We start from the raw sequence: 26,096 nt of genomic DNA on the forward strand, positions 1-26,096 counted from the left end.
CCGCTTATTTGTTCACGCGCCGCAGTTCGTCGAGGATGAACAGCGCCGCGCCGATGCAGATGGCCGCGTCGGCGATATTAAACGCCGGGAAGTGGCCCCAGCCGGCCCAGTGGAAATCGAGGAAGTCGATCACGTGGCCGTACAGCAGGCGGTCGATGACGTTGCCGATCGCGCCGCCGAGCACCAGCGACAGCGCCCAGGAGAACATGCGTTGCCCACCGTGTTTTTTCAACAGGTAGATGATGTAGACGGCGGCGGCGATGCCGATGCCGGTAAAGAAATAGCGCTGCCAACCGCCGGCGTTGTGCAGGAAGCTGAAGGCCGCGCCCTTGTTATAGGCCAGCACCAGGTTGAAGAACGAGGTGACGAATTTTTCCTCGCCCAGCTGGAAGGTCCGGGTAATGGTGATCTTGGTCAGCTGATCGACCAGCATGATGATGAAGGCGATGCCGAGCCAAGGGATCAAACTGGAGGACGACTTGGTCGGGAAGATTTTTTTAGTGGCCATAAAATATCAGAGAGGTTCGTGGCGACGGCGCCGCCGATTTCTTGTGAAAATCGGCGGCCCCAATATTAAGCGAACTTGCGTTTTTCGCCCGCACCAAACAGATTGCTGTGGCAACGGCCGCAGAGCGTCGGATGGTCCGCGTGCGCGCCGACGTCGGCACGGTAGTGCCAGCAGCGTTCGCACTTCTCGGCCGTGGAGGCGGCCACTTCGACCGCTTCATCGGCTTCGGCGCCCACTTCGACGGCTTGCGCCAGCGACGTGATGAAGACGAATTTGAGGTCGTCCTCCAGGCTCGCCAGCAGCTTGTACTTGTCGCCGGCGGCCTTGATGGTCAGCTCGGCCTGCAGCGACGAACCGATCGCGCCCGAAGTGCGCAAATCTTCTAGCTGCTTGGTCACGTCGGTGCGCACCGCGCGCAACGTGGTGTACTTGGCGAGCAGCGCGTCGGCGTCCGCCAGTTCCGGCAACTGCCACCAGGTTTGCGTGAAGATGGTCTCGTCGCTGGCCTTGAACGCTTCCTCGCCGGCGAAGATCGCCCACGCCTCTTCGGCGGTGAACGACAGCGCCGGCGCCATCACGCGCAGCAGGCTTTGCGTGATGTGCCACAGCGCGGTCTGCGCCGAGCGGCGCGCGGGCGAGCCGACGGCCGACGTGTACAGGCGGTCCTTGAGGATGTCGAGGTAGAAGCCGCCCAGGTCCTCGGAGCAGTAGTTTTGCAGCTTGGAGTAGACCGGCTGGAACTCGTACTGTTCGTAGTGGGCTTCCATCTCCTTCTGCAGCGCGGCCATGTTGGCGATCGCGTAGCGGTCGATTTCCAGCAGCTCGGCCACCGGCACGGCGTCGCGCGCGTGGTCGAAGTCCGAGATGTTCGCCAGCAGGAAGCGCAGCGTGTTGCGGATGCGGCGATAGGCTTCGGTCACGCGCTTGAGGATCTCGTCGGAGATCGACAGCTCGCCGGTGTAGTCGGTCGAGGCGATCCACAGGCGCAGGATGTCGGCGCCGAGCGTGTCGGAGATTTTTTGCGGCGCCAGCGTGTTCCCCAGCGACTTGGACATCTTCTTGCCTTCGCCGTCGACGGTGAAGCCGTGCGTCAGCAGGGCTTTGTACGGCGGCGTGCCGTTCAACATCGAGGATGTCAACAGCGACGAGTGGAACCAGCCGCGGTGTTGGTCCGAGCCTTCCAGATACAGGTCGGCAGGGAAGGCCGACTGCTCCTTGTGCGAGCCGCGCAGCACGGTCTGGTGGGTGGTGCCGGAATCGAACCAGACGTCGAGCGTGTCCTTGTTCTTGGCGTAGACGGCCGCTTCGTCGCCGATCAGGTCTTTCAGGTCGAGCGCCAGCCAGGCGTCGATGCCGCCTTTTTCGATCAGTTGGGCCACTTGCTCGAGCAGCTCCGGCGTGCGCGGATGCAGCGCGCCGGTTTCCTTGTGCACCACGAAGGCCATCGGCACGCCCCATTGACGCTGGCGCGACAAGGTCCAGTCGGGACGGTTGGCGATCATGCCGTGCAGGCGCGCCTGGCCCCAGTCCGGGAAGAATTTGGTCTCGGCGATGCCTTTGAGCGCGGTTTCGCGCAGCGTGGCGCCGCCGTCCTTCGGCTTGACGTCCATGCCGGCGAACCATTGCGAGGTGGCGCGGTAGATCACCGGCTTCTTGTGGCGCCAGCAGTGCATGTAGCTGTGGTCGAACATCTTCAGTTCGAACAGGGCGCCGGCGGCCGTCAGCGCGGCGCAGATCGGCTTGGAGGCGTCCCAGATGCTCATGCCGCCGAACAGCGGCAAGGTCGACACGTAGTTACCGTCGCCCATGACCGGGGTCAGGATCTGGTCGTCCTTCAGGCCGTGCGCTTTGCACGAGATAAAGTCGTCGACGCCGTAGGCCGGCGCCGAGTGCACCACGCCGGTGCCGCTGTCGGCGGTCACGTAGTCGGCCAGGTACATCGGCGACAGGCGGTCGTAGAACGGGTCCGACGCGTGCAGCGGGTGGCGGAAGCTGATGCCTTCGAGCGCAGCGCCCAGGCAGGTGCCGATGGTGACGCCTTCGAGCTTATAGCGGGCCAGGCACGATTCGACCAGGTCCTGGGCCAGGATCAGCAGCAAGGGCTGGCCATCGCGCTCGGTTTTCACCAGCGCGTAGGTGATCTCCGGATTGACGTTGAGCGCCTGGTTGGACGGGATGGTCCATGGCGTGGTGGTCCAGATCACGACGAAGCCGTTCTCGGTCGGCAGGCTATCGAGGCTGAAGGCTTTGGCCAGCTTGTCGAATTCGGCGAACTTGAAGCCGACGTCGATGGCCGGGTCGCGCTTGTTTTCGTATTCGATTTCCGCCTCGGCTAACGCCGAGCCGCAATCGAAGCACCAGTTGACCGGCTTCAGGCCGCGGTAGACGTAGCCCTTGTCGAGCATTTTGCCCAAGGCGCGCAGTTCGTCGGCCTCGTTCGAGAAGTTCATCGTCAGGTAAGGGTTGTTCCATTCACCCAGCACGCCCAGGCGGATGAAGTCCTTGCGCTGGCGGTCGACCTGTTCGAGCGCGTAGGCGCGGGCCTTGGTCAGCACGTCGGCGGTCGGCAGGTTTTTGCCATACAGTTTTTCGATCTGGATTTCGATCGGCATGCCGTGGCAATCCCAGCCCGGCACGTAGGGTGCGTCGAAACCGGCCAGCGAGCGCGATTTGACCACCATGTCCTTGAGGATCTTGTTGACGGCGTGGCCGAGGTGGATGTCGCCGTTGGCGTACGGCGGACCGTCGTGCAGGATGAATTTCGGACGGCCGGCGGCGGCCTTGCGCACGCGCTCGTAAATTTTCTTTTCCTGCCATTGCTGCACCCAGCCCGGCTCGCGCTTGGCCATGTCGCCGCGCATCGGGAACGGGGTTTCGGTCATGTTGACCGGATATTTGCTTTCAGGCTTCTTTGGGGCTTTGCTTTTATCGGACATGTTTTTTCTTCAGTGATGTATGCGGGAATTCTGGATAGCCGGCGCGCGTAGCTGATCGCGCGCTCAAATTCGGTCGGTGGCGTTGGTCGCGCTGATGAGGTCGCCGGCCGCGCCGGTGGTGGCGCCATCCCTTTGCGCGAAGTAGGCGCGGGCGATGTCGGCGTCGCGGTGGATGGCGGCCGTCAGGGTTGGCAGGTCGACGTATTTTTCCTCGTCGCGGATCTTTTGCAGGAATTCGACCCGCACCTGCTTGCCGTAGCAGCCCTGGTTGAAGTCGAACACGTGCACTTCCAGCAGCACACGGCCGCTGTCGTCGACGGTCGGGCGTACGCCCAGGCTGGCGACGGCCGGCAACGGCTGCTCGGCCAGGCCGTGCACCTGCACGATGAAGATGCCGGACAGCGCGGGCCGGTGCGGCACGCGCAGGTTGAGGGTGGGGAAGCCGAGGGTGCGGCCCAGCTTCTGGCCATGGATCACATGGCCGGAGATGGCGTACGGATGGCCCAGCAGCGCCTCGGCGTGGCGGAAGTCGCCCTCGGCCAGCGCGGCGCGCACGGCCGACGACGAGATGCGCGTCGTGCCGTTCATCACCGTCGGCAGGGTCTCGACGTGGAAGCCGTATTGTTTGCCCGCCTCCAGCAGCATGTCGACGTTGCCGGCGCGGCGCGCGCCGTAGCAGAAGTCGTCGCCGACCATCAGCCATTTGACGTGCAAGCCCTCGACCAGCACCTTTTCGGTGAATTCCTGGGGCGTGAGGGCGGCGAACGGCGCCGAGAAGTGCTCGACGATGACGCGGTCGATGCCGTTGTCGGACAGCGATTGCAGCTTGTCGCGCAGGTTGGCGATGCGCGGCGGCGCCTTGGACGGGTCGCCGGCCTTGTTGGCGAAGAATTCGCGCGGATGCGGCTCGAAGGTCATCACCGCCGCTTCCAGGCCGAGGCCGGTCGCGGCGCCGCGCACGCGCGCCAGCAACGCCTGGTGGCCGAGGTGGACACCGTCAAAGTTGCCGATCGTAAGCGCGCACGGCGCGCGCGCCGCTGCGTTGGGGAGACCTCGAAATACCTTCATGGGAATCTGGGGGAACTATCGCTAAATGGAGGATTATACGGTTTGTTTCGGCGATGCACACTGTTAACCCCTCGTGCGGTTGCCGCGACGCGGGCTGCGCCGCTTAGGGGTCGTACCCCGAGGGGTACGACCCCGCCTGGCAGTGCGGGTCTGCGGGCCAAAAAAAAGCGCCGCCTGCCGGAGCAGACAGCGCTTTCAGGATCAAACGCGGCCGAATTAAGCGGCTTTGTTCAGGCCCAGGGTCCAGTAGCGGGCCAGGTCGGCGGTGCCGTCCGTGCCTTTGACCGATTTCAAGGTCGACAACGCGGCCGATTTCTTGCCGGCGATCGATTGCGCGATACCGTAGTGCAGCTTGATGGCTTCCGGATTGCGGCCGGTGCCCAGCTTGACGGCTTGTTCCATCAGCGGCAGGCCCTTGTCGGCCTTGCCGGCGGAAACCAGCGCGTAGCCCATGTTGGCCAGCGCGTCGGCGTCCTTGTTCTTGACGGCTTCGGCTTCGTTGGCGGCCTGCTTGGCGTCGAACTCGGCCTGGGTCTTGGCGGCCAGGTCTTTCAGGCGCTGGTGGCGGGCGGCGTCGGAACCGGTGCCCAGCGCGCCTTTTTTGTAGCCTTCGTTGATGATCTTGATCGCTTCGGCCGGGTTACCCGCCTGCAGCGCCAATTGGCTCATCTCCATGTATTCCGACGGCTTGGTCAGCAGGCCGTTGGCCAGGCGCAGGCGCAGCACGTCCAGCGACAGGGTCGACGAGAAGCCAGGCTTGGCTTGTACGCGTTGCAGCAGGTCGGCCCAGGTTTGCGGCTTCGGATAGCTGGCGGCCATGCGTTCCAGCGTCTGCACGTAGCCGGCCTTGTCGTTCTGCTTGAGCTGGATGTTGGCCAGCATGCCCAGTTGGGCTTCGTTCAGGTTCTTCGACGCTTGCAGTTCCTTGGCGGCCTCGGTGTACTTGCCGCTGATGTAGTAGGTCTGGATCAGCAGTTCGTGCATGGCGCCGTCGTTCGGATTGTCTTTCAGCGCGCGCTGGATCCAGGTGATGGCTTTCGGGTAATCCTTGATGCGGTAGTAGATACCGGCCAATGCCTGGGTGAATTTCGGTTGTTCGGCGGCGGACAGCTTGCCCGAGTTGATCACGCTCTCGAAGGCGCGCGCGGCGGTGTCGTAATCGCCAGCGGAAGCGGCGGCCGAGGCGCGGGTGCGTTCGATCAGATAGGTCTCGTTGGCGCTTTTATTGCCGACCGAATCGGTTTCCTTCAGTTTTGCTACTGCTTCTTTGTTCTTTCCTGCCGCAGCCAGTTTCTGTGCTTCCTGCAATGGTTTGCCGATTTCAGCGCGCACCGCTTCGGCAGCGTAGGCGACCGACGAAAAACCTGCAATAGGAGCTGCTGCTGTAAAACCAATAGCGGCCATTACCAGGCCGAGATGAGCGAGACGAAACTTGGTCATGGGTAAGTTTTCTTTCTTCAAAATGCGAAATAGGCAGGAATGGTCCTGCCTATCGTTGAACATAGAACTGATTTATTGGAACTGTTCGTTGCCGACCAGGCCAATTTTGGTCACGCCGAGACGCTGTGCGGCAGCCATGACGCCTGCCACGGCCTTGTATTCGACCAGCTTGTTCGGACGCAGATGCACCTCCGGCTGATCGGGTTGGGCCGCGACATCGGTCAGTTTCGCTTCCAGGGCGCTGCGGTCGGGAACGACCACGTTATCCCACAGAATCGTACCGTCGAAGTCCACGTCGATCGTGATGACCACTGGGTCCTTGGTCGGTGGCGGCGGGGTGCCGACCGGCATGTTCAAGTTGACCGAGTGGTTGGCTTTCGGAATCGTAATGATCATCATGATAATCAGCACCAGCATCACGTCGATGAGGGGCGTCATATTCATTTCCATCATTGGTTCCGGATCCGCGCCTGCGGATGGGGAGCCGACATTCATACTCATGATGTTTCCTTTTTAGAAGGGCAGGCCGTATTCCGGCCTGCGATGCACTAACGGGGATTAACCCTTATCAGGCGGTTCGGTGATGAAACCGACCTTCTGAATACCAGCGCGCTGGGTAGTGTAAATAACCTTGCCGATCGATTCGTAGCGTGTTTCTTGGTCACCACGAACGTGCACTTCCGGCTGCGGCACTTTCACTGCTTCCACCTTCAGATTGTCGAACAACTCATTCGCGTCGCGCATCTTCTTCTGGTTCCAGTAGATGTCGCCATCTTTGCTCACAACGATGTTGACATCTTCCGGCTTGGTCTGAATAACCTGGTTGGTTTCCTCTGGCAGCTTGATCTTGATCAGCTTCAGAACAACCGGGCTCGTGATCAGGAAGATAATCAGCAGAACCAACATGATGTCCACGAGGGGCGTCGTGTTGATCTCTGACATGACTTGGTCTTCTTCTCCGCTATCGGAGCCTACGGACATCGACATGATTAATTATCCAATCTTTTTAGCGCCAGCCAGACGGCCGGCTTCGCTGGTGGACATCGCGCCGGAGATCAGCACCGAGTGCACGTCAGCCGAGAACGAACGGACATCTTCCATTGCTGCCTTGTTACGACGCACCAGCCAGTTGTAACCCAGAACGGCTGGAACGGCGACGAACAGACCGAAAGCGGTCATGATCAGCGCTTCACCGACTGGACCTGCAACCTTGTCGATCGATGCGTTACCCGACATGCCGATGGCGATCAGTGCATTGTAAATACCCCAAACGGTACCGAACAGACCGATGAACGGCGAGGTCGAACCGACGGTTGCCAGGAACGACAGGCCATCTTGCAGACGCGACTGAACTTTGTCGACAGCGCGCTGGATCGACATCGTCACCCAGGTCGACAGGTCGATTTGTTCCAGCAGGGCGCCGTCGTGGTGCACGGTGGCCTTGGTGCCGGTTTCAGCGATGAAGCGGAATGGCGAGCCTTCTTTCAGGGCAGCCGAACCAGCAGCGATCGACGAAGCTTTCCAGAACTTGGCCGAGGTTTCTTTCGACTGTTTGAAGATCTTGGCTTGGTCGATCAGCTTGGTGATGATGATGTACCACGAACCCATCGACATGATCGTCAGGATGATCAGGGTGGCGCGCGAAACGAAACCTGCATCCCACACTGCCTTGAAGCCGTATGGGTTTTCCACTTCTTCATGGCCGCCGGCGGCTGCCGGTGCGGCCGCTGGCGCTGCTGCGTCGGCTGCTGGAGCAGCAGCTGCGTCAGCTGCTGGTGCTGGTGCTGCTGCCGCATCCGCTGGAGCGGCTGCTGGAGCCGAAGCTGCCGAGGCTGGCGCGTCAGCGAAAGCTGGGGCGCTTACCAGGGCGGTGGCTGCGGTCACGGAAAACAGCACTGCGGCCAGTACAGCGGACAAACGGGTATTCTTAAACATGCTTCCTCCAAATTGATAAAATAATCAGATCGCTGAATGTATGACAACGAAACTTACTAAGTGAGACGTAACAGCTGCCTCGGTTTTTACTCCAGCGTCCAGACGTATTGCATCTGCATCCACGCTTCCGTCGGTTTCCCGTCGGTCAGACCCGGTTTGAAACGGCATTTGCTGATGCCGCTAACCGCTGCCTTGTCCAGATCCCTAAAACCACTCGATTTGACGACTTTGGAGTCGGCAACGCGGCCGTCGGCGGCAATCAGGAACGACAACGTGACCGTTCCCGTTTCTTCGTTACGCAGCGACGACTTCGGCCATTCCGGCTTGGCGCAAGTGCTGAAGTCGGCTACGGCGGCGACGTTGACCGCCTTCGCTGGGCCTGGTGTCGGCGGCGCCGGTGGTGCCGGCGGCGCTTTTTGCAGGTCGGTCGTTGGCGGCTTCACGTTGGTCGCGTTAGCGATTACGTTCTGCTGCGGTGGCGGCTGCTGCACGTTCACCTCGACTGGCGGGATGAATGGTGGCGGGGGAGCCTTCATCTCTGGCGGAGGTGGCGGTGGTGGGAGTTCCTTTGGTGGAGGAGGTGCTACTTCCTCGATGATCTTTGTCTCCACTGGGGCGATCATCTTTGCCACCAGGCGGGTTCCCAGGCCCGTTATGATTCCATAAGCAACCAGGACGTGCAACAAAACGACAATGGTAATGCCTGTAAAGTTCTTCCCGGTGCTTTTCTCGTTGTGCGTGAAATTCATGCCTGCTTTCTCCAATACCAACTCTTTTTGTTGCTACTAAACCCCAAAATGGCGACATAAAACAACAGCCGCATCCGGGACGTCGGCGAATTATACATACGAATTCTTGATTTTACATAGAATTTTCATCCCTAAAACCGGTTAAATTTCATAGGGTTTTCCTATGTGATAGCGCTCACTTTGCACCAAATTGGTTCGCCGGGCAAGCGTGCGCGGCGCAGAATTGGGGCATTACGGGCTACCACGTTACTTAGTTTTCCCTTAAGCGCAATCACGGAATATTATCAGCGTAATTTTACTACCAACAGTTGATAATTTGGCCGCGAATGTTTCGTTCACGAAATTGTTGCGGCAGGTAATTTCAAAAAACATGCAAAAACCTGTTGACTTCCGGATCGCGCCATGCATTCACCAAAAAAAACCGGGGCCAGAGCACCGCCCCTGACCCCGACTTAGACCTTGCAAGAGCCGTGCCTGAAGCCGCACGGCTGTTCGCGACAGCACTATATATATGTTGGTCAACCTCCCCGGGCGCGTTTCTCCCGTTTGACCTCCATCGTGCTGACCACTTCGCCGTTCGGCGCCACCGTTTCCAGATGGACGTCGAAGCCCCACAAGCGCGCCACATGTTTCAGCACCTCGCCGGCCTGCTGGTTCAGCGGACGGCGCTGGAACTGCGTATGGCGCAGGGTCAGGGCCCGGTCGTCGCGTGTATTGACGGACCAGACCTGGATGTTGGGCTCGCGGTTGCCGAGATTATATTGTTCCGCCAGCTGCTGGCGCACGTAACGATAGCCGAGGTCGTCATGGATGGCGGAGATCGCCAGCTTCTCGTTGTTGTCGTCGTCGAGCACGGCAAAGAAGTGGAACTCGCGGATCAGCTTGGGCGACAGGTACTGGGCGATGAAGCTCTCGTCCTTGAAGTTGCGCATGGCGAAGTCCAGGGTCTTGCGCCAGTCGCTGCCGGCGATGTCGGGGAACCATTCGCGGTCCTCGGCGGTCGGATTCTCGCAGATGCGGCGGATGTCCGTCATCATCGCGAAGCCGAGCGCGTACGGGTTGATGCCGCTGTAATAAGGACTGTTGACGGGCGGCTGGTAGACCACGTTGGTATGGCTCTTGAGGAACTCCATCATGAAGCCGTCGGCAACCACGCCCTCGTCGTACAACTGGTTGAGGATGGTGTAGTGCCAGAACGTGGCCCAGCCCTCGTTCATCACCTGGGTCTGGCGCTGCGGGTAGAAGTACTGGCTGATCTTGCGCACGATGCGCACCATCTCGCGCTGCCAGGGCTCCAGCAGCGGCGCGTATTTCTCAATGAAGTACAGCAGGTTTTCCTCCGGCTCGGGCGGGAAGCGCGGCGCGGCCTTCTCGGCCTCTTCCTCCTCGCGGCGCGGCAGGGTGCGCCACAGGTCGTTGATCTGCGATTGCACGTAGGCCTCGCGTTCCTTCTGCCGCGCCCTTTCCTCCATCATCGACAGCTTGGCCGGGCGCTTGTAGCGGTCGACGCCGTAGTTCTGGATCGCGTGGCAGGAGTCGAGCAAGGTCTCGACGGCGTCGATGCCGTGGCGCTGCTCGCACTCGGCGATGTAATTCTTGGCGAACACCATGTAGTCGACGATGGCTTCGGCGTCGGTCCAGGTGCGGAACAGGTAATTACCCTTGAAGAAGGAGTTGTGGCCGTAGGCCGCGTGCGCGATCACCAGCGCCTGCATGGTCAGGCTGTTCTCCTCCATTAAATAGGCGATGCACGGATCGGAGTTGATGACGATCTCGTACGCCAGGCCCATCTGGCCGCGCTTGTAGCCTTTCTCGGTCGACAGGAAGTGCTTGCCGAACGACCAGTGGTTGTACGACACCGGCATGCCGACCGAGGTGTAGGCGTCCATCATCTGTTCGGCGGTGATGATTTCGAGCTGGTTGGGATAGGTGTCGAGGCCGAAGTTCTCGGCGACCCGGCGGATTTCCTGGTGGGCCTGCTCGATCAGTTCGAACGTCCACTCGGACTGTTCGGGCAGGGCGCGCGGATGGCGCGGCTTGGGGGAGGGCTGGTGCGTCATGTCGTTCATGGGGCGCTCGCTAGGTGCGCGGCCGGGCGGCCGCCTATTTCGGCTGTTTCTTGAACAGTTCGCGGAACACCGGATAGATATCGGCCGGCGTGACTATTTTCTGCATGGCGAAGTTGGCGTGGTGGTCCGGAATCTGCGAGTACTGCTCCCACAGGTTTTGCGGCGGGCCGTCGGTGATCTCGACATAGGTGTAGTACTGCACCTTGGGCATGATGGTGTTGATCAACAGCTGGCGGCACAGCACCGAGTCGTTGTCCCAGTTGTCGCCGTCCGAGGCTTGCGCCACGTAGCTGTTCCAGGCGCCGGCGCCGTAGCGCTCCTCGATGATCTTGTCGAGCAGGTGCAGCGCCGACGACACCACCGTGCCGCCGGACTCGCGCGAGTGGAAGAATTCCTCCTCGTCCACCTCGGCCGCGGCCGTGTGGTGGCGGATGAAGACCACGTCGATCTTGTCGTAGGCGCGCTTGAGGAACAGGTACAGCAGGATGAAGAAGCGCTTGGCCGTGTCCTTGCGGGTCTCGTCCATCGAGCCGGAGACGTCCATGATGCAGAACATGACCGCCTGCGTCATCGGCTTGGGCACCTTGATGCGGTTGCTGTAGCGCAGGTCGAACGGGTCGATGAAGGGAATGGCCAGCAGCCGCGTGTGCAGGTGGTGAATCAGTTTCTTCAGCTCGACCACGTGGGGTGCGTCGAGCGGCTCGCCGTCGAGCAGCAGTTGCTCCAGTTCGGCCTCGGCTTCTTCCAGCCGCTTGCGCGAGTTGCCGCCGACGGCGATGCGCCGGCCCAGCGCGCCGCGCAGCGAGCGCAGCACGTGGATGTTGGACGGCGTGCCCGACATGTTGTAGCCGGCGCGCTGGTTCTTGAATTCGGTCGTCGCGGTCAGCTGCGTCTTGACCATGTGCGGCAGTTCCAGGTCCTCGAAGAAATAGTTCATGAACTCTTCGCGCGACAGCTCGAAGATGAAGTCATCCTCGGTCATCTGGTCGCTATTGCCGGCCTTGCCGCGCCCGGACCCGCCACCGCCCTTGGGCCGGTTGATCAGGTCGCCTTTCTGGTATTCCTGATTGCCCGGGTTGATGGTTTCCCACACGCCGCCGTGGGCGTGGCCGAAGGATGGCTCGCCCACGTCCTTGACGGGGATCGAGACTTTTTCGCCGTTTTCAATATCGGTGATGGAACGGCCCTTGATGGCCCGTCCCACCGCGTCCTTGATCTGCGACTTGTAGCGCCGCAAGAAGCGCTCGCGGTTGACCGCGGATTTGTTCTTGCCCTGCAAACGTCGATCGATGAGGTAAGTCAAAAGATGCCTCCTGCTGCGATGGGTCGGCGCCGCGCCGGCCGCCGCCGTGGCGGCGCGGCTGCGGCAATACTGCTTAAGAGGACTTCCTCACGCGCAAATACCATTCGCACAGCAAGCGGACCTGTTTGGCCGTATAGCCTTTTTCCACCATGCGCGCGACGAAGTCGGCGTGCTTGTTGGCGTCCTCGGCGCTGGCCTTGGCGTTGAACGAGATCACCGGCAGCAGTTCCTCCGTATTGGAGAACATCTTCTTCTCGATCACCGTGCGGAATTTCTCATAACTGGTCCAAGCGGGATTCTTGCCGCCATTATTGGCGCGCGCCCGCAGGCCGAAGTTGACGATCTCGTTGCGGAAATCCTTGGGGTTGGAAATGCCGGCCGGTTTCTCGATCTTCTCCAGTTCGTTGTTGAGCGACTCGCGGTCGAAGCTCTCGCCGGTGTCCGGATCGCGGTATTCCTGGTCCTGGATCCAGAAGTCGGCGAACGTGACGTAGCGGTCGAAGATGTTCTGGCCGTATTCGGAATAGCTTTCCAGGTAGGCGGTCTGGATTTCCTTGCCGATGAACTCGACGTACTTCTGCGCCAGGTGCTCTTTAATGTACGAGAAGTATTTCTGCTCGGTCTCGGGCGGGAACTGCTCGCGTTCGACCTGCTGCTCCAGCACATATAAGAGGTGGACCGGATTGGCCGCCACTTCGGTGTTGTCGAAGTTGAAGACCTTGGACAGGATCTTGAACGCGAAGCGCGTCGACAGCCCGTTCATGCCCTCGTCGACGCCGGCGTAGTCGACGTACTCATGCATGGACTTGGCCTTCGGATCGGTGTCCTTGAGGTTTTCGCCATCGTAGACCAGCATCTTGCTGAAGATACTGGAGTTCTCCGGGTCCTTCAGGCGCGACAGGATCGCGAACTGCGCCATCATCTTCAGGGTGCCGGGCGCGCACGGGGCCTGGTACAGCGACGAGTTGGCCACGAGCTTGTCGTAGATCTTGATCTCGTCGGTCACGCGCAGGCAGTACGGCACTTTGACGATGTAGATACGGTCAAGGAAGGCCTCGTTGTTGCGGTTGTTGCGGAAGGTTTTCCATTCCGACTCGTTCGAGTGCGCGAGGATGATGCCGTCGAACGGGATCGCGCCGAACCCTTCGGTGCCCTTGTAGTTGCCTTCCTGCGTGGCCGTCAATAATGGATGCAAGACCTTGATGGGCGCCTTGAACATCTCGACGAATTCCATCAAGCCCTGGTTGGCCAGGCACAGGCCGCCGGAGTAGCTGTAGGCATCCGGATCGTCCTGCGAATAATCCTCGAGCTTGCGGATGTCGACCTTGCCGACCAGCGAGGAGATGTCCTGGTTGTTTTCGTCGCCCGGCTCGGTCTTGGAGATGGCCACTTGTTTCAGCACGGAAGGGTAGCGCTTGACCACGCGGAACTGGTTGATGTCGCCGTTAAATTCGTGCAGGCGCTTGACGGCCCACGGGCTCGGGATGTTGCGCAGGTAGCGGCGCGGGATGCCGTAATCCTCTTCCAGCAGCACGCCGTCCTCTTCCTCGTTGAACAGGCCGAGCGGCGATTCGTTGACCGGCGAGCCTTTGAGGCAATAGAAGGGCACATGTTCCATCAGCGACTTGAGCTTTTCGGCGATCGACGATTTGCCGCCGCCAACCGGACCCAGCAGATAAAGGATCTGCTTGCGTTCCTCCAGGCCCTGCGCCGCGTGGCGGAAGTAGGAGACCACTTGCTCGATCACTTCCTCGGTGCCGTAGAACTCGCGGAACGCGGGATAGATCTTGATGACCTTGTTGGCAAAGATGCGGGACAGCCGGGTATCGTTGCGGGTGTCGACCAGGGTCGGTTCGCCGATGGCGGCCAACATGCGCTCGGGGGCGCTCGCGTAAGTGAGTCGATCTTTTTTGCAGAGTTCGAGATATTCCTTCATGGACATCTCTTCTTCCTTGGTCCGTTCGTACCGTGCGGCGTAGTTGTCAAAAATGGTCATTTGGGTGTCCTTTAATGTAAGCCTACTAGTCACGGGTCACCGGCAGTTGCGGCTGCCCTGGCCCTAATTTGTGCGTTCCCTTCTCTCTTATTTTTCTTGTCTCCAGCTTCCTTTGATGGCACGGATTGCCCGTGTCCTTGAGCTGGCTTTATTGCCGCTGGCTGCGTGCCGGTGGACGGCTTTTATGTGTTGGTCGTAATGCTTCTTACGTCTATGAAATTTATTATTGCTCTATTGCTGCAGGAAGTCAAAAGATATGTCGTAATATCGTTAATACTCTTTCGTAACATGCTGATTTTAAAGAATATTATTGCGCAATTTTTGAGATTTCCCGTGAGTTTTATGGCATTTTTTTCGCTCGTTTTTACCACACTAATGCCACAGTATCATGCCTGTGCGCGCCGTGCTGATCGCGCCTCATAATAGATAAATTTTGCCGCAAGTCGGCGCCCGCTGTCGCACCGCGCGAGCGGCCGCGATGAGCCCGACGCCGGGATAAGATAAGATAGCCAAATTACGTCCCCCCATCGTCACCGTATCAGGAAAAAGAACATGTTGAACCCCCAATTGCGCGCCGTTCTCGAGGGCATGCCCAAAGCCGAGCTGCATATCCACATCGAGGGCTCGCTGGAGCCGGAGCTGATCTTCGCGCTGGCCCAACGCAACAACGTCAGCTTGCCATACGCGTCGGTCGAGGACTTGCGCGCCGCCTATGCCTTCACCGATTTGCAATCGTTCCTCGATATTTACTACGCGGGCGCCAGCGTGCTGCTGCAAGAGCAGGACTTTTACGACATGACGGCCGCCTACCTGAAGCGCGCCGAGGCCGACAACGTGCGCCACACCGAGATCTTCTTCGATCCGCAGACGCACACGGCGCGCGGCGTGCCGATCAAGACCGTCATCGACGGCATCCACCGCGCTTGCCAGGACAGCCCGGTCAGCGCCACCCTGATCCTGAGTTTCCTGCGCCACCTGTCGGAGGAGGACGCCTTCGCCACCCTGGAGGAGGCGCTGCCGTACCGCGACAAATATATGGGCATCGGCCTCGATTCATCCGAGCTCGGCAATCCGCCGGAGAAGTTCGCCCGCGTGTTCGCGCGCTGCAAGGAGCTCGGCTTCCGCCTGGTCGCCCATGCCGGCGAGGAAGGCCCGCCGGCGTACATCGAAACGGCGCTCGACGTGCTCAAGGTCGAGCGCATCGACCACGGCGTACGCTGCCTCGACGACGCCGCGCTGACCCAGCGTCTGGCGCGCGAGCAGATCGCGCTGACGGTGTGTCCGTTGTCGAACGTCAAGCTGTGCGTGTTCCAGCACATGGGCCAGCACAACCTGCTCGAACTGCTCGACGCCGGCATCGTGGCGACCGTCAACTCCGACGATCCGGCCTATTTCGGCGGCTATATGAACGACAACTTCATCGCCACCTTCGAAGCCTTGCCGCTGGGGCTGTCCCACGCGCACCGGCTGGCGCGCAACGGCTTTGCCGCCGCCTTCCTGCCGCCGGAGGAGAAACAGCGGTTCCTCGACGAGGTGGATGCCTACTTCGCCTCAGTCGCTGTATAAGTAAACTGTAGGGCGGATTAGCGCAAAGCGCGTAATCGGCCGTGAGCCGCCGGCGGCGCATGGCCGATTACGCTGCGCTAATCCGCCCTACGTGACTCTGTGTGTCGCTGCGCCGGTTAAAAATGGAGATGTAATGTTCAAGCTTGCTCTGAAAATGACGGCGCGCGACTGGCGCGCCGGCCAGTTGCGCTTCCTGCTGATCGCGCTGACGGTGGCGGTGGCCGCGTTGTCGGCCACGGGCTTCTTCGTCGACCGCCTGCGTAGCGGCCTCGACCGGGATGCGCACCAGTTGCTCGGCGCCGACGTCGTCATCAGCGCCGACAATCCGGTGTTTCCGACGTGGCGCGCCGAGGCGCTGCGGCGCGGCCTGGTCGTGACCGACACCGTCACCTTCCCCAGCATGGCGCAGGCGGGCGAGGGCGAACAGTCGACCTCGATGCTGGCCTCGCTCAAGGCGGTCGGCCCCGGTTATCCGCTGCGCGGCAAGCTGAAGCTGACCACCGATCCGGCCCAGGCCGAGCAGAGCTATGGCACCCCGGCCGCCGATATTCCGGCGCCCGGCACCGTGTGGATCGACGCCGGCTTGCTGGGCAGCCTGAACACCAAGGTCGGCGACGCGCTTAAACTTGGCGACAAGACCTTCAAGATCGCGCAACTGATCGCGTCGGAGCCGGATCGCGGCGCCAACTTCCTGGCCTTCGCGCCGCGCGTGATGCTGGCGCTGCAGGATCTGCAGGCGACCGACCTGATCCAGCCCGGCTCGCGCGTGACCTACCGCCTGTTGCTGGCGGCGCCGGCCACGCTGGCCAACGGCCCGGCCGTCGCCGCGTCCTTCCAGAAATGGCTCGATGACAAGATCAAGGCCGACAACATCAAGGGCGTGCGGGTCGAGTCGCTGGAAAACGGCCGCCCGGAAATGCGCAATACCCTGGACCGCGCCGACCGCTTCCTGTCGCTGGTGGGCCTGCTGTCGGCGATGCTGGCCGCCGTGGCGGTGGCGATGGCCGCGCGCCGCTTCATGCAGCGCCATCTGGACGCTTGCGCCATGCTGCGCTGCCTGGGCCTGACGCAGAACCAGGTGACGGCGATGTACTTATATGAATTCCTGATGGTCGGCCTGGTCGGCAGCGCCATCGGCGTGGTCGTCGGTTTCGGCGCGCACTACGTGTTGCTGGAAGTATTGGGCAAGCTGGTCGCGGCCGATCTGCCGGGGCCGACGATCTATCCTGCGCTGCAGGGCCTGGCCATCGGCATGCTGCTGCTGGCCGCGTTCGCGCTGCCGCCTATCCTGCAATTGCGCAAGGTGCCGCACAACCGCGTGATCCGCCGCGAGCAGGACCCGCCGCAGGTGGCGGCGCTGGCCACCTACGGACTGGGCATGGGCGGCTTCGGCTTGCTGTTGCTGTGGCAGGCGGGCGAAGCCCAACTGGCGGCGTACACGGCGGCCGGCTTCCTCGGTGCCTTTGTGGTATTCGGGCTGGTGGCCTGGCTGGGGCTGAAGGCGCTCAAGCCGTTGCGCGGCGCCATCGACCATCAAAGCTGGCGCTTCGCCATCACCTCGCTGCAACGGCGTCCGGGCGCAACCATCGTGCAGGTGGTGTCGCTGGCGCTGGGCATGATGGCGCTGCTGGTGCTGACCGTGGTGCGCGAGGATTTGATGTTGGCCTGGCGCAACGCCACGCCGCCGGACGCGCCGAACCGCTTCATCATCAATATCCAGCCGGAACAACGCGAGCAGGTCGCCAAGCGGCTGGAAGCGGCCGGCGTCAGCTACGCGCCGCAGTATCCGATGATACGCGGCCGCCTGACGGCGGTGAACGGCCAGCCGATCACCGCCGAGACCTACACCGAGGACCGCGCGCGTGGCCTGGCCGACCGCGAGTTCAATCTGTCGACGATGGCGCAGATGCAGGCGGAGAACAAGATTAGCGCCGGCAAGTGGTTCGCCGACACGCCGGGCTCGGCCGAGGCGTCGGTGGAGGAGGGCATCGCCAAGACCTTGCGCTGGAAGCTCGGCGACAAGTTGCGCTTCGACATAGCCGGCGCGCCGGTGGACGTGACCATCACCAGTCTGCGCAAGCTGGAGTGGGGATCGATGCGGGTCAATTTCTTTGTGATTATCAACCCGGCGGCGATGAAGGAAGTGTCGCAGAGCTGGATCACGGCCTTCCACCTGCCGCCGCAGCAGGGCGGGGTGATGAACGCGCTGACACGCGATTTCCCCAATTTGACGATCGTCGATGTCGGCGGCTTGTTGCGCCAGGTGCAGTCGGTGCTGGACCAGGTGGTGACGGCGATCGAGTTCCTGTTCATCTTTACGTTGGCGTCCGGATTGCTGGTGCTGTACGCGGCGCTGATGGGATCGCAGGATGAGCGAACGCGCGAGTCCGGCCTGTTGCGGGCGCTGGGGGCCACGCGCAAGCAGTTGTCGCAGGCGCAGCTGATCGAGTTCTCGCTGGTTGGCGCGCTGTCGGGTGTGCTGGCGGCGACGGGCGCGGCGGCCATGGGGTGGGCGTTGGCGACGTATCAGTTCAAGTTCGCCTGGGCGTTCAGTCCGTCGGTGTGGCTGGTTGGGTTGGTGGCCGGCGCGGTGTGCGCCATCGCCGGTGGATGGCTGGGCTTGCGCAACGTGTTGCGCCAGCCGCCGTTGCAGACTTTGCGTGAGGCGTGATACGGGTGACAAGCGCCGATGGCCGTTCCCGTTGAGAATCCACGGATCCACGTAGGGCGGATTAGCGTAGCGTAATCGGCCATGGCCGAGCCGCCGTCAGCGTACACATGGCCGATTACGGCGTTCCGCCTAATCCGCCCTACGTGGAACCGTGGTAACTGGACGATTCCCCATCGTCGAGGATTTACGCGGCCACGCTTTCCTGCGCCGCGTGCTCCTTCAAAAACTGCGCATACGCATACGGCAGCTTGTCGAAATAATGCCCCGGTAAATCGAACAACGCCCAATAATACGTTTCGCTGCCCTGACACACCTGCGGCGCGGCACAATAACGGTGCCAACTGTCGCCGACCTGGCGCGAATACATCCCATCCCCCTCGGCATCCGAGAAAAACGGCAACACCCGCCGCGCCAGCAGCGCGTCGAGCAACGACGGCGGCGCGTCGCTGTCGCGGGCGATCTCGTATTGCGCGTACATGCCTTGCTCGGTCTCGATCATCATCAGCTTGGCCTTGCCATGCTTGTCGAGGAACAGGATGCCGGTCGGATTCGGGAAAATGTAGTGCTCGACAAATCCCATCGACGCCATCAAATGCTGCACCAGACCCGCCAGCACCGGGTCGCCCAGGAAATGGTAGTTATGCAGCAGCACCAGCTCGCGCAAGGTTTCCGATTTGTCGTCGAAATAGCTGCGCTGCAACGCGGCGATTTCCACTTCCAGGATATCGAGCGCGTGGTCGTCGCTCTTTTTGATGTAGCGGTCGATCAGGCCCCGGTTGAAGGCGCTGACGGCGATCTTTTCATCGGCCGTGCCGGTGAACAAAATCTTCTTGCACGGCAGGTGACTGACCGCCTCGCAAAATTCCAGCCCGTTCATTTGCGGCATCGAATAATCGATCACCAGCACCGATGGCGTGGAGAAGCGCCGGCGCTGCTCGCCGATGCGGTAGATGCGCTCCAGGTCGAGCGCGATGTTGCACTGGTCGCCGGTGAGGTTTTGCATGTCGAAGTTCACCTGCAGCAGCACGCCGTCGTCCGCTTCGCTTTGGCGCAGCCATTGCAGCGCGGCGGAGGTGTCGTGGAACGTTTTGCTCGCCAGCATGGGATCGAGCTGGAACGACAGGCTTTTGAGGAAGGAATCGCTGTCGTCGACGAGGACGGTCAGCGTGGGATGCGAGTAGACGGGCAGATGCATTGGATTTCACCTTGAAGTGGACAGCTGCTGGGGAAACTCCAGCACGAAGATGGCGTACGCGCTCTCGCGCGAGACGCAGCGTATGGTGGCGTTCCACGCTTCCATGATTTCCTGGCACAGCGCGAGGCCTATCCCTGCGCCGTTGTGCGGCGGGTAGGAGTAGAAGCGACGAAAAATCAGCGACATCTGCGGCGCCGGGACGCCGCAGCCGGTGTCGATGAACAGCAGGCGCGGCGGCTCGTGGGCGCCGTCGACGACGATGCGCACGCGGCCCTTGCCGGCGCGCTGCACCGCCTTGAGCGCGTTGCGCAGCAAATTGAGCAGGATCACCACCGACAGCTCGGCCTGGCCGGCGAAGCGGAAGTTGTGGCGCACCTCCAGCGTGACCATCTTTTGCTGGCCGGTGCTGGAGAACGGATAGCGCTTGAGCACCGCCTCGACCACCGTTTCCATCGACACCGTCTCGACCGGGCGCAGGTTTTGCCGCACCGCCGTGGCGCTGAGCAGGAACAGGTCGATCATGTGGTTCATGTGCCGCACCTCGAACTGAATGCGGGCCAGCGCGTCGATCGTGCCGAGCCGGTCGTCCGCCACCCGGCCGTTGATGTCCGAGAACAACCTGAGCAGGCCGCGCACGTTGGCGTCCACGCTGGTCAGCGGCGTGCGCAGCTCGTGGGCGACGGTGGCCAGGCCGGCGCCGAGCCCGGCCAGCTTTTCCTGCGCCAGCACATTGCGGCTGATCTTGGCCGCCGACAGCACGGCGATGGTGAACCAGTGCACCGGCAATTGCTGCAACACCGGCTTGCTGAGCAGGGTGGCGGTTTCACCCAGCGCGACGACGGCGACGCACGCCAGCGCGGTGCCGATCACGTAGGCCCGCAACGCCAGGCTGGTATCGAAGTGGAACAGCACGACCAGCCCGATCAGCAGCGATTCCCCCCACACACCCGAGGCGTGGTTCATTACGAACATGAAGGTGAAGAAGAAGGGAAAGATGTAGCTCAGCGCGACCAGCAGGTACAGCTCGAGCATGCGACGGGTGAACTGGCGCGCGAACAGGCCCAGCGCGCACAGCAGGATGCCGACCATGCGCAGCGGCAGGCTTTCGTATTCTTGCGGGAAAAAATGCTGCCAGATCACGTAGTACAGCGGCATGCCGACCGTGCCGATGCACGCGAGCAGCAGCACGCGCACGGTCGCATGGTCCTCACGGCCATGATAAAGCAGCAGCGACTGGACCACTCCGTGTTGCCAACGTTTCCAGCGTGCTTGCAGGGGATGCTTCATGGCCGATATGACGTGTATCAAGCTTGCATCATCGCCTGAAATTGAACCGAGCTCGGCCATATCAAATCACAAGTTGATTTGTATCAATCTCTCGCTCTTTATTTGCTGCAAGGTGCGACATGAGATTCACAAATAGCAACCTTTCAACTTCTAAGGAGAACAAGATGTCAAACGCTATCGCTGGTCACCGCACCCATTCCGATCCCGCTTCTTTCCGCGCCATCACGCTGTCCGCCGAGCAGGTGATGCCGGACTATGTCAACGCCCGCATGGACGAGCACTACGTCACCCGCATCGAGCAATTGCTGGGCGGCGAGCATCCGCACGCGTGGCAGCCGACGCCGCGCGGCGCCGTGTTTTTGGCCGGCAACGATTATCTGTGCCTGGGCGGGGAGCCGGCGCTGGTGGGGGCGCAGATCGCCGCGCTGCGCGACAGCCAGGGGGAAATGCTGATGTCGGCCGTGTATTTGCAGGAGGGCAGCGCCCAGCATCGGCTGGAGCGCAAGTTCGCCGCGTTGATGGGCGCGCAGGACGGCATCCTGGCGCAATCGGGCTGGGCCGCCAATGTCGGCCTGGTGCAGACCCTGGCCGCGCCCGGCATCCCGGTGTACCTCGACATGCAGGCCCACGCGTCCTTGTGGGAAGGCGTGCAATCGGCCGGGGCGACGCCGGTGTCCTTCCTGCACAATGACATGCAGCATCTGCGCAAGCAGCTGGCGCGCCATGGACGCGGGCTGATCGCCGTCGATGCGCTCTACAGCACCAACGGCAGCCTGGCGCCGTTGCGGGAACTGGTGGAGATCGCGGAGGAGTACGGCTGCCTGCTGATCGTCGACGAATCGCATTCGCTGGGCACGCACGGGCCGCGCGGCGCCGGGCTGGTGGCGGCGCAGGGGCTAAGCGAGCGCGTCCATTTCCGCACGGCGTCGCTGGCCAAGGCGTTCGCCGGGCGCGCCGGGTTCGTCACTTGTTCGAGCAAGTTCAAGGGGTACTTCCTGTCGGAATCGCGACCGGCCATTTTCAGCTCCTGTCTGCTGGGTCACGAGCTGGCGTGGTTCGACGCCGCCATCGATTTTGTCGCGGCCGCCGACGACCGCCGCGCCGCGCTGCACGCGAACTCGCTGGAGTTGCGCGAGGATTTGGGCGCGCTCGGCTACAACGTCAGCGAGGGCAGCGAGCAGATCATCGCGCTGGAGCCGGGCCCGGAGCCGAAGACGCTGGCGCTGCGCAAGCTGCTGGAGACGCACGGCATCTATGGCGCCATGTTCTGCGCGCCGGCCACGGCCAAGAACCGCTCTTTGGTGCGGCTGACGCTCAACTCTGGTCTGGACAGTTCGCAGCTGGCGCGCATCGTCCAGGCGTGCGAGGATATCCGCTCCCGGGTCGATCTGGAGAACTGGTCGTCGACGCGGCGCTTGAACCGTCTGGCGCTGGTGTAAGGCGCGTGTCGTTCCGCGTCGCCGCGCGGGCGGCGCGGTGCGCGCGTGGGGCGCGCTGTAAGCGATGGTGCGCTATCATGACGGCTATGACTGAACCACAAACCCTTTATGAAGTGATCGGCGGCGAATCGCGCGTGCGCGAGATGGTCGACCGTTTTTATGATCTGATGGAACTGGAGTCCGAGTTCGCGCTGCTGCGCGCGGCCCATCCGCCGACCCTGGACAACGCGCGCGAGCGTCTGTTCATGTTTCTCAGCGGCTGGATGGGCGGGCCGGACCTGTATATCGAGGCACATGGACATCCGCGCCTGCGGATGCGGCATATGCCGTTCGCCATCGGCACGCAGGAGCGCGACCAGTGGCTGCGCGCGATGGCGTGGGCGATGGAGGATGTCGGCATCGACGAGGCGCTGCGGGTGCGGCTGATGGAGTCGTTCTACCAGACCGCCGACTGGATGCGCAACAAGCCGGATTGATACGATGACCCAGACCGAATTTTTTGTCCTGCTGGCGGCGTTGGCCATGGTTTTGGTGATGCAGGTGGTAGTGCTGTTGCGCGGGCGCGCCGGCGGCGCCCAGGCCGACGCCGGCCTGGCCGAGCGCATCGAACGGGTCGAGCGCGAGGTGCGGATGCAGCTGCAAACGACGGCCCAAACCACGCACGCCGCCACGGTGCAGCAGTTCGAGGACATGCGCCGCCAGTTGCAGGCGCAAGGTCTGGTCGGACGCGAGGAGCAGAGCCGGGGCTTGAAGCAGTTCGCCGACAGCATGAACCAGGCGCTGGCCCGGCTGACCGAGTCGAACGCGGCGCGCATGCAGGAGGTGCGCGCAACTTTGGAAGCCAAGATCAAGGATCTGCAGGCCGACAACGGCGCCCGGCTCGAAGAGATGCGCAAGACCGTCGACGAGAAGCTGCACGCGACCCTGGAGACGCGGCTGACCGCCTCGTTCCAGCAGGTGTCCGAGCGGCTCGAGCGCGTCCACCAGGGATTGGGCGAGATGCAGCAGCTGGCGCTGGGCGTCGGCGATTTGAAGCGGGTGCTGACCAACGTCAAGACGCGCGGCACCTGGGGCGAGGTGCAGCTGGAGATGCTGCTCGAGCAGGTGCTGACGCCGGAGCAGTACGCGAAGAACGTCGAGACCATCGCCGGCAGCGGCGCGCGCGTCGAGTTCGCGCTCAAGTTGCCGGGCCAGGTGGAGGGCGGGGCGCCGGTGTGGATGCCGATCGACGCCAAGTTCCCCAAGGAGCAGTACGAACGATTGCTGGAAGCCGCCGACCGCGCGGACGCCGAGGGCGTGGCGCTGGCCGGGCGCGAGCTGGAACGGGCGGTGCGCGGCGAAGCCAAAACGATCTCCGAGAAATACGTGTCGCCGCCGCACACCACCGATTTCGCCATCCTGTTCCTGCCGACCGAGGGGCTGTACGCGGAAGTGATGCGCCGTCCGGGGCTGGCCGATGAGCTGCAGCGGCTGCACCGCATCAGCATCGCCGGGCCGTCGACGTTGTCGGCGCTGCTCAACAGCCTGCAGATGGGCTTCCGCACCCTGGCGCTGGAAAAGCGCTCGTCGGAGGTGTGGCAGGTGCTGGGCGCGGTGAAGACGGAGTTCGCCAAGTTCGGCGACGTGCTGGCGGCGACCAAGCTGACGTTGGAGCGCGCCGCCAAGAACATCGAATCGGCCGAGACCCGCAGCCGCCAGATGGCGCGCAAGCTCAAGACGGTGGAGGCGCTGCCGAGCGAGGCGGCGCAACTGCTGCTGGGGCCTGAACTGGATAAAACAGAAGTCGATACGGATTAAAAAACGGAGCCGATCATGCCAGGACGTAGCCTTGATTTTTCCACCGTCGGCATGCCGGCTGTCCAGCGCAACAAGATCGTCAGCGCGGCCGACGCGGTCGGCCTGATACGCGACGGCGACACCATCGCCACCGGCGGGTTTGTCGGCGTCGGTTTCGCCGAGAATATCGCGGTGGCGCTGGAGCGGCGCTTTCTGGCGCCGGCGTCCGAGGGCGGCGGCCACCCGCGCGACCTGACCCTGGTCTACGCGGCCGGGCAGGGCGACGGCAAGGATCGCGGTCTCAATCACCTGGCGCACGAGGGCATGCTCAAACGGGTCGTCGGCGGCCACTGGAGCCTGTTGCCCAAGCTGCAGCAGCTGGCCATCGGCGGCAAAATCGAAGCGTACAACCTGCCGCAAGGCGTCATCAGCCAGCTGTTTCGCGACACCGCCGCCGGCAAGCCGGGATTGCTCACGCACGTCGGCCTCGGGACGTTTGTCGATCCGCGCCACGGCGGCGGCAAGATCAACGACCGCACCACCGAGGAGCTGGTGGAGGTGGCGACCATGGGCGGCAACGAATACCTGTTCTACAAGGCGCAGCCGGTGCACGTGGGGATCATCCGCGGCACGACGGCCGACGCCAACGGCAACGTCACGATGGAGCGCGAGGCGCTGACCCTGGAGGCGCTGGCGATCGCGATGGCCGCGCACAATTCCGGCGGCATCGTCATCGTGCAGGTCGAGCGGATCGCCGAGCGCGGCACGCTCAACCCGCGCCAGGTCAAGATACCCGGCATCCTGGTCGACTGCGTGGTGGTGGCGGAAAAGCCCGAGTACCATATGCAGACCTTCGCCGAGCCTTACAGCCCGGCCTTCGCCGGCGAGCTGCGGGTGGCCTTGTCGGCGATGGCGCCGATGCCGCTGTCGGAGCGCAAGATCATCGCGCGCCGCGCGCTGATGGAGCTGCGGCCGAACAATGTCGTCAATCTCGGCATCGGCATGCCGGAGGGCGTGGCCAATGTCGCGGCGGAGGAGAAGCTGCTCGACCTGGTGACGTTGACGGCCGAACCGGGCGTGATCGGCGGCCTGCCGGCCGGCGGCTTGAACTTCGGGGCGGCCACCAACGCGGACGCCATCATCGACCAACCCTACCAGTTCGATTTCTACGACGGCGGCGGGCTCGATGTGGCCATCCTCGGCCTGGCGCAGGCGGACCGGCACGGCAACCTGAATGTCAGCAAATTCGGCAGCAAGCTGGCCGGCGCCGGAGGCTTCATCAACATCAGCCAGAATGCGCGCAAGGTGGTGTTCGTCGGCACCTTCACCGCCGACAAGGGACGCACGCGAAAATTCATCGATGAAGTCGAGCATCGCACCTATAGCGGCGAGTATGCCGCGCGGCGCGGCCAGGAAGCCTTGTTCGTCACCGAGCGGTGCGTGTTCAAGCTGGTGATCGACGGCGGCATGTCGGGGCTGGAGTTGATCGAGATCGCGCCCGGCGTCGACCTGGAGCGCGATATCCTGGCGCAGATGGATTTCAAGCCTGCGATCAGCGCGGATCTCAAGCTGATGGACGCGCGCATTTTCTGGCCGTTGCCGATGAACTGGCGGGTCGACTTCCTCGCGCAGCCGTTGGAGCAGCGGCTTATGTACGACGCGCAGCAGGAGCTGTTCTTTGTAAACTTCGAAGGTTTCGAGGTGAGCGACGCGGCGACCATCGAGCGTATTTGCGAGCTGGTGTCGGAGCGCCTGGCGCCGTTGGGACGCAGGGTGCCGGCGGTGATCAACTACGATAATTTCTCGATCGCGCCGGACTTGATGGACGAGTATGTGGAGGCGGTCGACCAGCTGGCGGAGCGCTATTACAGCAAGGTCACGCGCTACGCACACAGTACCTTCATGCGCGCCAGTTTGGGACGGGCGTTCCGCCGCATCGAGAAGGACGCGGCGTTGTTCGCCAATTCGGCCGAGGCGCTGTTGCGGTTAAGGCAGGAGGACGATAACGGAGATACGCGCGTATGAAATTCCGGATACACGTAGGGCGGATTAGGCGGAACGCCGTAATCGGCCATGTGCGAGCCGCCGACGGCGCATGCATGGCCGATTACGCTTCGCTAATCCGCCCTACGTGGTTCCGTGGTTACGCGATGGCCAA

General features: G+C 62.3%; 19 protein-coding genes. 6 read left to right on the plus strand and 13 right to left on the minus strand.

Translation table 11 applies throughout. The features are described 5' to 3' along the window. Positions 1 to 4: 4 nt before the first annotated feature. From lspA to NHH88_08455, 11 genes are all read right to left on the minus strand, one after another. Positions 5 to 508: a signal peptidase II gene (lspA, locus tag NHH88_08405; GenBank protein ID USX15786.1), complete on the minus strand. Its 504-nt coding sequence runs from the start codon at positions 506 to 508 to the stop codon at positions 5 to 7. A gap of 65 nt (positions 509 to 573) precedes the next feature. Then, on the minus strand, positions 574 to 3,444 hold the full coding sequence (ileS, locus tag NHH88_08410; GenBank protein ID USX15787.1) for an isoleucine--tRNA ligase: 2,871 nt from the start codon (positions 3,442 to 3,444) through the stop codon (positions 574 to 576). Positions 3,445 to 3,507: 63 nt separating this feature from the next. Beyond that, positions 3,508 to 4,512, minus strand: coding sequence for a bifunctional riboflavin kinase/FAD synthetase (locus tag NHH88_08415; protein ID USX15788.1), 1,005 nt, complete (start codon positions 4,510 to 4,512; stop codon positions 3,508 to 3,510). A 216-nt stretch (positions 4,513 to 4,728) separates the two neighbouring features. Next, positions 4,729 to 5,952, minus strand: a complete 1,224-nt coding sequence (locus tag NHH88_08420) for a tetratricopeptide repeat protein (protein USX15789.1) — start codon at positions 5,950 to 5,952, stop codon at positions 4,729 to 4,731. 72 nt (positions 5,953 to 6,024) lie between these two features. Then, entirely contained in the window at positions 6,025 to 6,453 is a 429-nt protein-coding gene (locus NHH88_08425; protein ID USX15790.1) for a biopolymer transporter ExbD, read from the minus strand. Positions 6,454 to 6,510: 57 nt separating this feature from the next. Then, positions 6,511 to 6,939 carry a biopolymer transporter ExbD gene (locus tag NHH88_08430; GenBank protein USX15791.1) on the minus strand — a complete coding sequence of 143 codons (429 nt, stop codon included), beginning with the start codon at positions 6,937 to 6,939 and terminating at the stop codon, positions 6,511 to 6,513. 6 nt (positions 6,940 to 6,945) lie between these two features. After that, the gene (locus NHH88_08435) at positions 6,946 to 7,887 is read right to left on the minus strand and encodes a MotA/TolQ/ExbB proton channel family protein (GenBank protein USX15792.1); all 942 of its coding nucleotides are present in this window, start codon (positions 7,885 to 7,887) and stop codon (positions 6,946 to 6,948) included. 86 nt (positions 7,888 to 7,973) lie between these two features. After that, positions 7,974 to 8,636, minus strand: coding sequence for an energy transducer TonB (locus tag NHH88_08440; GenBank protein USX15793.1), 663 nt, complete (start codon positions 8,634 to 8,636; stop codon positions 7,974 to 7,976). 518 nt (positions 8,637 to 9,154) lie between these two features. Continuing rightward, a complete protein-coding gene (locus tag NHH88_08445) occupies positions 9,155 to 10,705 on the minus strand; it encodes a SpoVR family protein (GenBank protein ID USX15794.1) in 1,551 nt (516 codons plus the stop codon). 34 nt (positions 10,706 to 10,739) lie between these two features. Further along, positions 10,740 to 12,008 (minus strand): YeaH/YhbH family protein, encoded by a 1,269-nt coding sequence (locus NHH88_08450; GenBank protein ID USX15795.1) that lies wholly within the window; start codon positions 12,006 to 12,008, stop codon positions 10,740 to 10,742. Between the two features lie 73 nt (positions 12,009 to 12,081). After that, positions 12,082 to 14,004 carry a PrkA family serine protein kinase gene (locus tag NHH88_08455; GenBank protein USX15796.1) on the minus strand — a complete coding sequence of 641 codons (1,923 nt, stop codon included), beginning with the start codon at positions 14,002 to 14,004 and terminating at the stop codon, positions 12,082 to 12,084. 552 nt (positions 14,005 to 14,556) lie between these two features. On the opposite strand from NHH88_08455, the gene NHH88_08460 reads away from it, so the two are divergent. Together NHH88_08460 and NHH88_08465 are read left to right on the plus strand one after the other, a co-directional pair. Continuing rightward, positions 14,557 to 15,570, plus strand: a complete 1,014-nt coding sequence (locus NHH88_08460; protein ID USX15797.1) for an adenosine deaminase — start codon at positions 14,557 to 14,559, stop codon at positions 15,568 to 15,570. A 133-nt stretch (positions 15,571 to 15,703) separates the two neighbouring features. Next, a complete protein-coding gene (locus NHH88_08465) occupies positions 15,704 to 18,241 on the plus strand; it encodes an FtsX-like permease family protein (GenBank protein ID USX15798.1) in 2,538 nt (845 codons plus the stop codon). A 184-nt stretch (positions 18,242 to 18,425) separates the two neighbouring features. On the opposite strand, the gene NHH88_08470 is transcribed toward NHH88_08465, so the two are convergent. Further along, positions 18,426 to 19,436: a hypothetical protein gene (locus NHH88_08470; GenBank protein ID USX15799.1), complete on the minus strand. Its 1,011-nt coding sequence runs from the start codon at positions 19,434 to 19,436 to the stop codon at positions 18,426 to 18,428. 6 nt (positions 19,437 to 19,442) lie between these two features. Beyond that, a complete protein-coding gene (locus NHH88_08475; GenBank protein ID USX15800.1) occupies positions 19,443 to 20,723 on the minus strand; it encodes a HAMP domain-containing histidine kinase in 1,281 nt (426 codons plus the stop codon). 164 nt (positions 20,724 to 20,887) lie between these two features. Here NHH88_08475 and cqsA point away from each other — a divergent pair, with 164 nt between their 5' ends. From cqsA to NHH88_08495, 4 genes are all read left to right on the plus strand, one after another. After that, positions 20,888 to 22,162 carry a quorum-sensing autoinducer CAI-1 synthase gene (cqsA, locus tag NHH88_08480; GenBank protein USX15801.1) on the plus strand — a complete coding sequence of 425 codons (1,275 nt, stop codon included), beginning with the start codon at positions 20,888 to 20,890 and terminating at the stop codon, positions 22,160 to 22,162. A 77-nt stretch (positions 22,163 to 22,239) separates the two neighbouring features. Next, positions 22,240 to 22,638 (plus strand): group II truncated hemoglobin, encoded by a 399-nt coding sequence (locus tag NHH88_08485; protein ID USX15802.1) that lies wholly within the window; start codon positions 22,240 to 22,242, stop codon positions 22,636 to 22,638. 4 nt (positions 22,639 to 22,642) lie between these two features. Further along, positions 22,643 to 23,959: a DNA recombination protein RmuC gene (gene rmuC / locus NHH88_08490; protein ID USX15803.1), complete on the plus strand. Its 1,317-nt coding sequence runs from the start codon at positions 22,643 to 22,645 to the stop codon at positions 23,957 to 23,959. Between the two features lie 15 nt (positions 23,960 to 23,974). Next, on the plus strand, positions 23,975 to 25,963 hold the full coding sequence (locus NHH88_08495; GenBank protein ID USX15804.1) for an acyl CoA:acetate/3-ketoacid CoA transferase: 1,989 nt from the start codon (positions 23,975 to 23,977) through the stop codon (positions 25,961 to 25,963). Positions 25,964 to 26,096: the final 133 nt, after the last annotated feature.

Source organism: Oxalobacteraceae bacterium OTU3CAMAD1 (genome assembly GCA_024123915.1).
Taxonomy (GTDB): Bacteria; Pseudomonadota; Gammaproteobacteria; order Burkholderiales; family Burkholderiaceae_D; genus Rugamonas.

What these genes read in the sequence shown, in the direction of transcription:
- NHH88_08465 (USX15798.1), top strand. Translation starts at nt 15,704, where the DNA reads ATGTTCAAGCTTGCTCTGAAAATGACGGCGCGCGACTGGCGCGCCGGC.
- NHH88_08415 (USX15788.1), bottom strand. Translation starts at nt 4,512, where the DNA reads ATGAAGGTATTTCGAGGTCTCCCCAACGCAGCGGCGCGCGCGCCGTGC.
- rmuC (USX15803.1), top strand. Translation starts at nt 22,643, where the DNA reads ATGACCCAGACCGAATTTTTTGTCCTGCTGGCGGCGTTGGCCATGGTT.
- NHH88_08485 (USX15802.1), top strand. Translation starts at nt 22,240, where the DNA reads ATGACGGCTATGACTGAACCACAAACCCTTTATGAAGTGATCGGCGGC.
- NHH88_08430 (USX15791.1), bottom strand. Translation starts at nt 6,939, where the DNA reads ATGTCGATGTCCGTAGGCTCCGATAGCGGAGAAGAAGACCAAGTCATG.
- NHH88_08435 (USX15792.1), bottom strand. Translation starts at nt 7,887, where the DNA reads ATGTTTAAGAATACCCGTTTGTCCGCTGTACTGGCCGCAGTGCTGTTT.
- NHH88_08475 (USX15800.1), bottom strand. Translation starts at nt 20,723, where the DNA reads ATGAAGCATCCCCTGCAAGCACGCTGGAAACGTTGGCAACACGGAGTG.
- NHH88_08445 (USX15794.1), bottom strand. Translation starts at nt 10,705, where the DNA reads ATGAACGACATGACGCACCAGCCCTCCCCCAAGCCGCGCCATCCGCGC.
- NHH88_08440 (USX15793.1), bottom strand. Translation starts at nt 8,636, where the DNA reads ATGAATTTCACGCACAACGAGAAAAGCACCGGGAAGAACTTTACAGGC.
- NHH88_08425 (USX15790.1), bottom strand. Translation starts at nt 6,453, where the DNA reads ATGAGTATGAATGTCGGCTCCCCATCCGCAGGCGCGGATCCGGAACCA.
- NHH88_08455 (USX15796.1), bottom strand. Translation starts at nt 14,004, where the DNA reads ATGACCATTTTTGACAACTACGCCGCACGGTACGAACGGACCAAGGAA.
- NHH88_08420 (USX15789.1), bottom strand. Translation starts at nt 5,952, where the DNA reads ATGACCAAGTTTCGTCTCGCTCATCTCGGCCTGGTAATGGCCGCTATT.
- NHH88_08460 (USX15797.1), top strand. Translation starts at nt 14,557, where the DNA reads ATGTTGAACCCCCAATTGCGCGCCGTTCTCGAGGGCATGCCCAAAGCC.
- ileS (USX15787.1), bottom strand. Translation starts at nt 3,444, where the DNA reads ATGTCCGATAAAAGCAAAGCCCCAAAGAAGCCTGAAAGCAAATATCCG.
- lspA (USX15786.1), bottom strand. Translation starts at nt 508, where the DNA reads ATGGCCACTAAAAAAATCTTCCCGACCAAGTCGTCCTCCAGTTTGATC.
- cqsA (USX15801.1), top strand. Translation starts at nt 20,888, where the DNA reads ATGTCAAACGCTATCGCTGGTCACCGCACCCATTCCGATCCCGCTTCT.
- NHH88_08495 (USX15804.1), top strand. Translation starts at nt 23,975, where the DNA reads ATGCCAGGACGTAGCCTTGATTTTTCCACCGTCGGCATGCCGGCTGTC.
- NHH88_08470 (USX15799.1), bottom strand. Translation starts at nt 19,436, where the DNA reads ATGCATCTGCCCGTCTACTCGCATCCCACGCTGACCGTCCTCGTCGAC.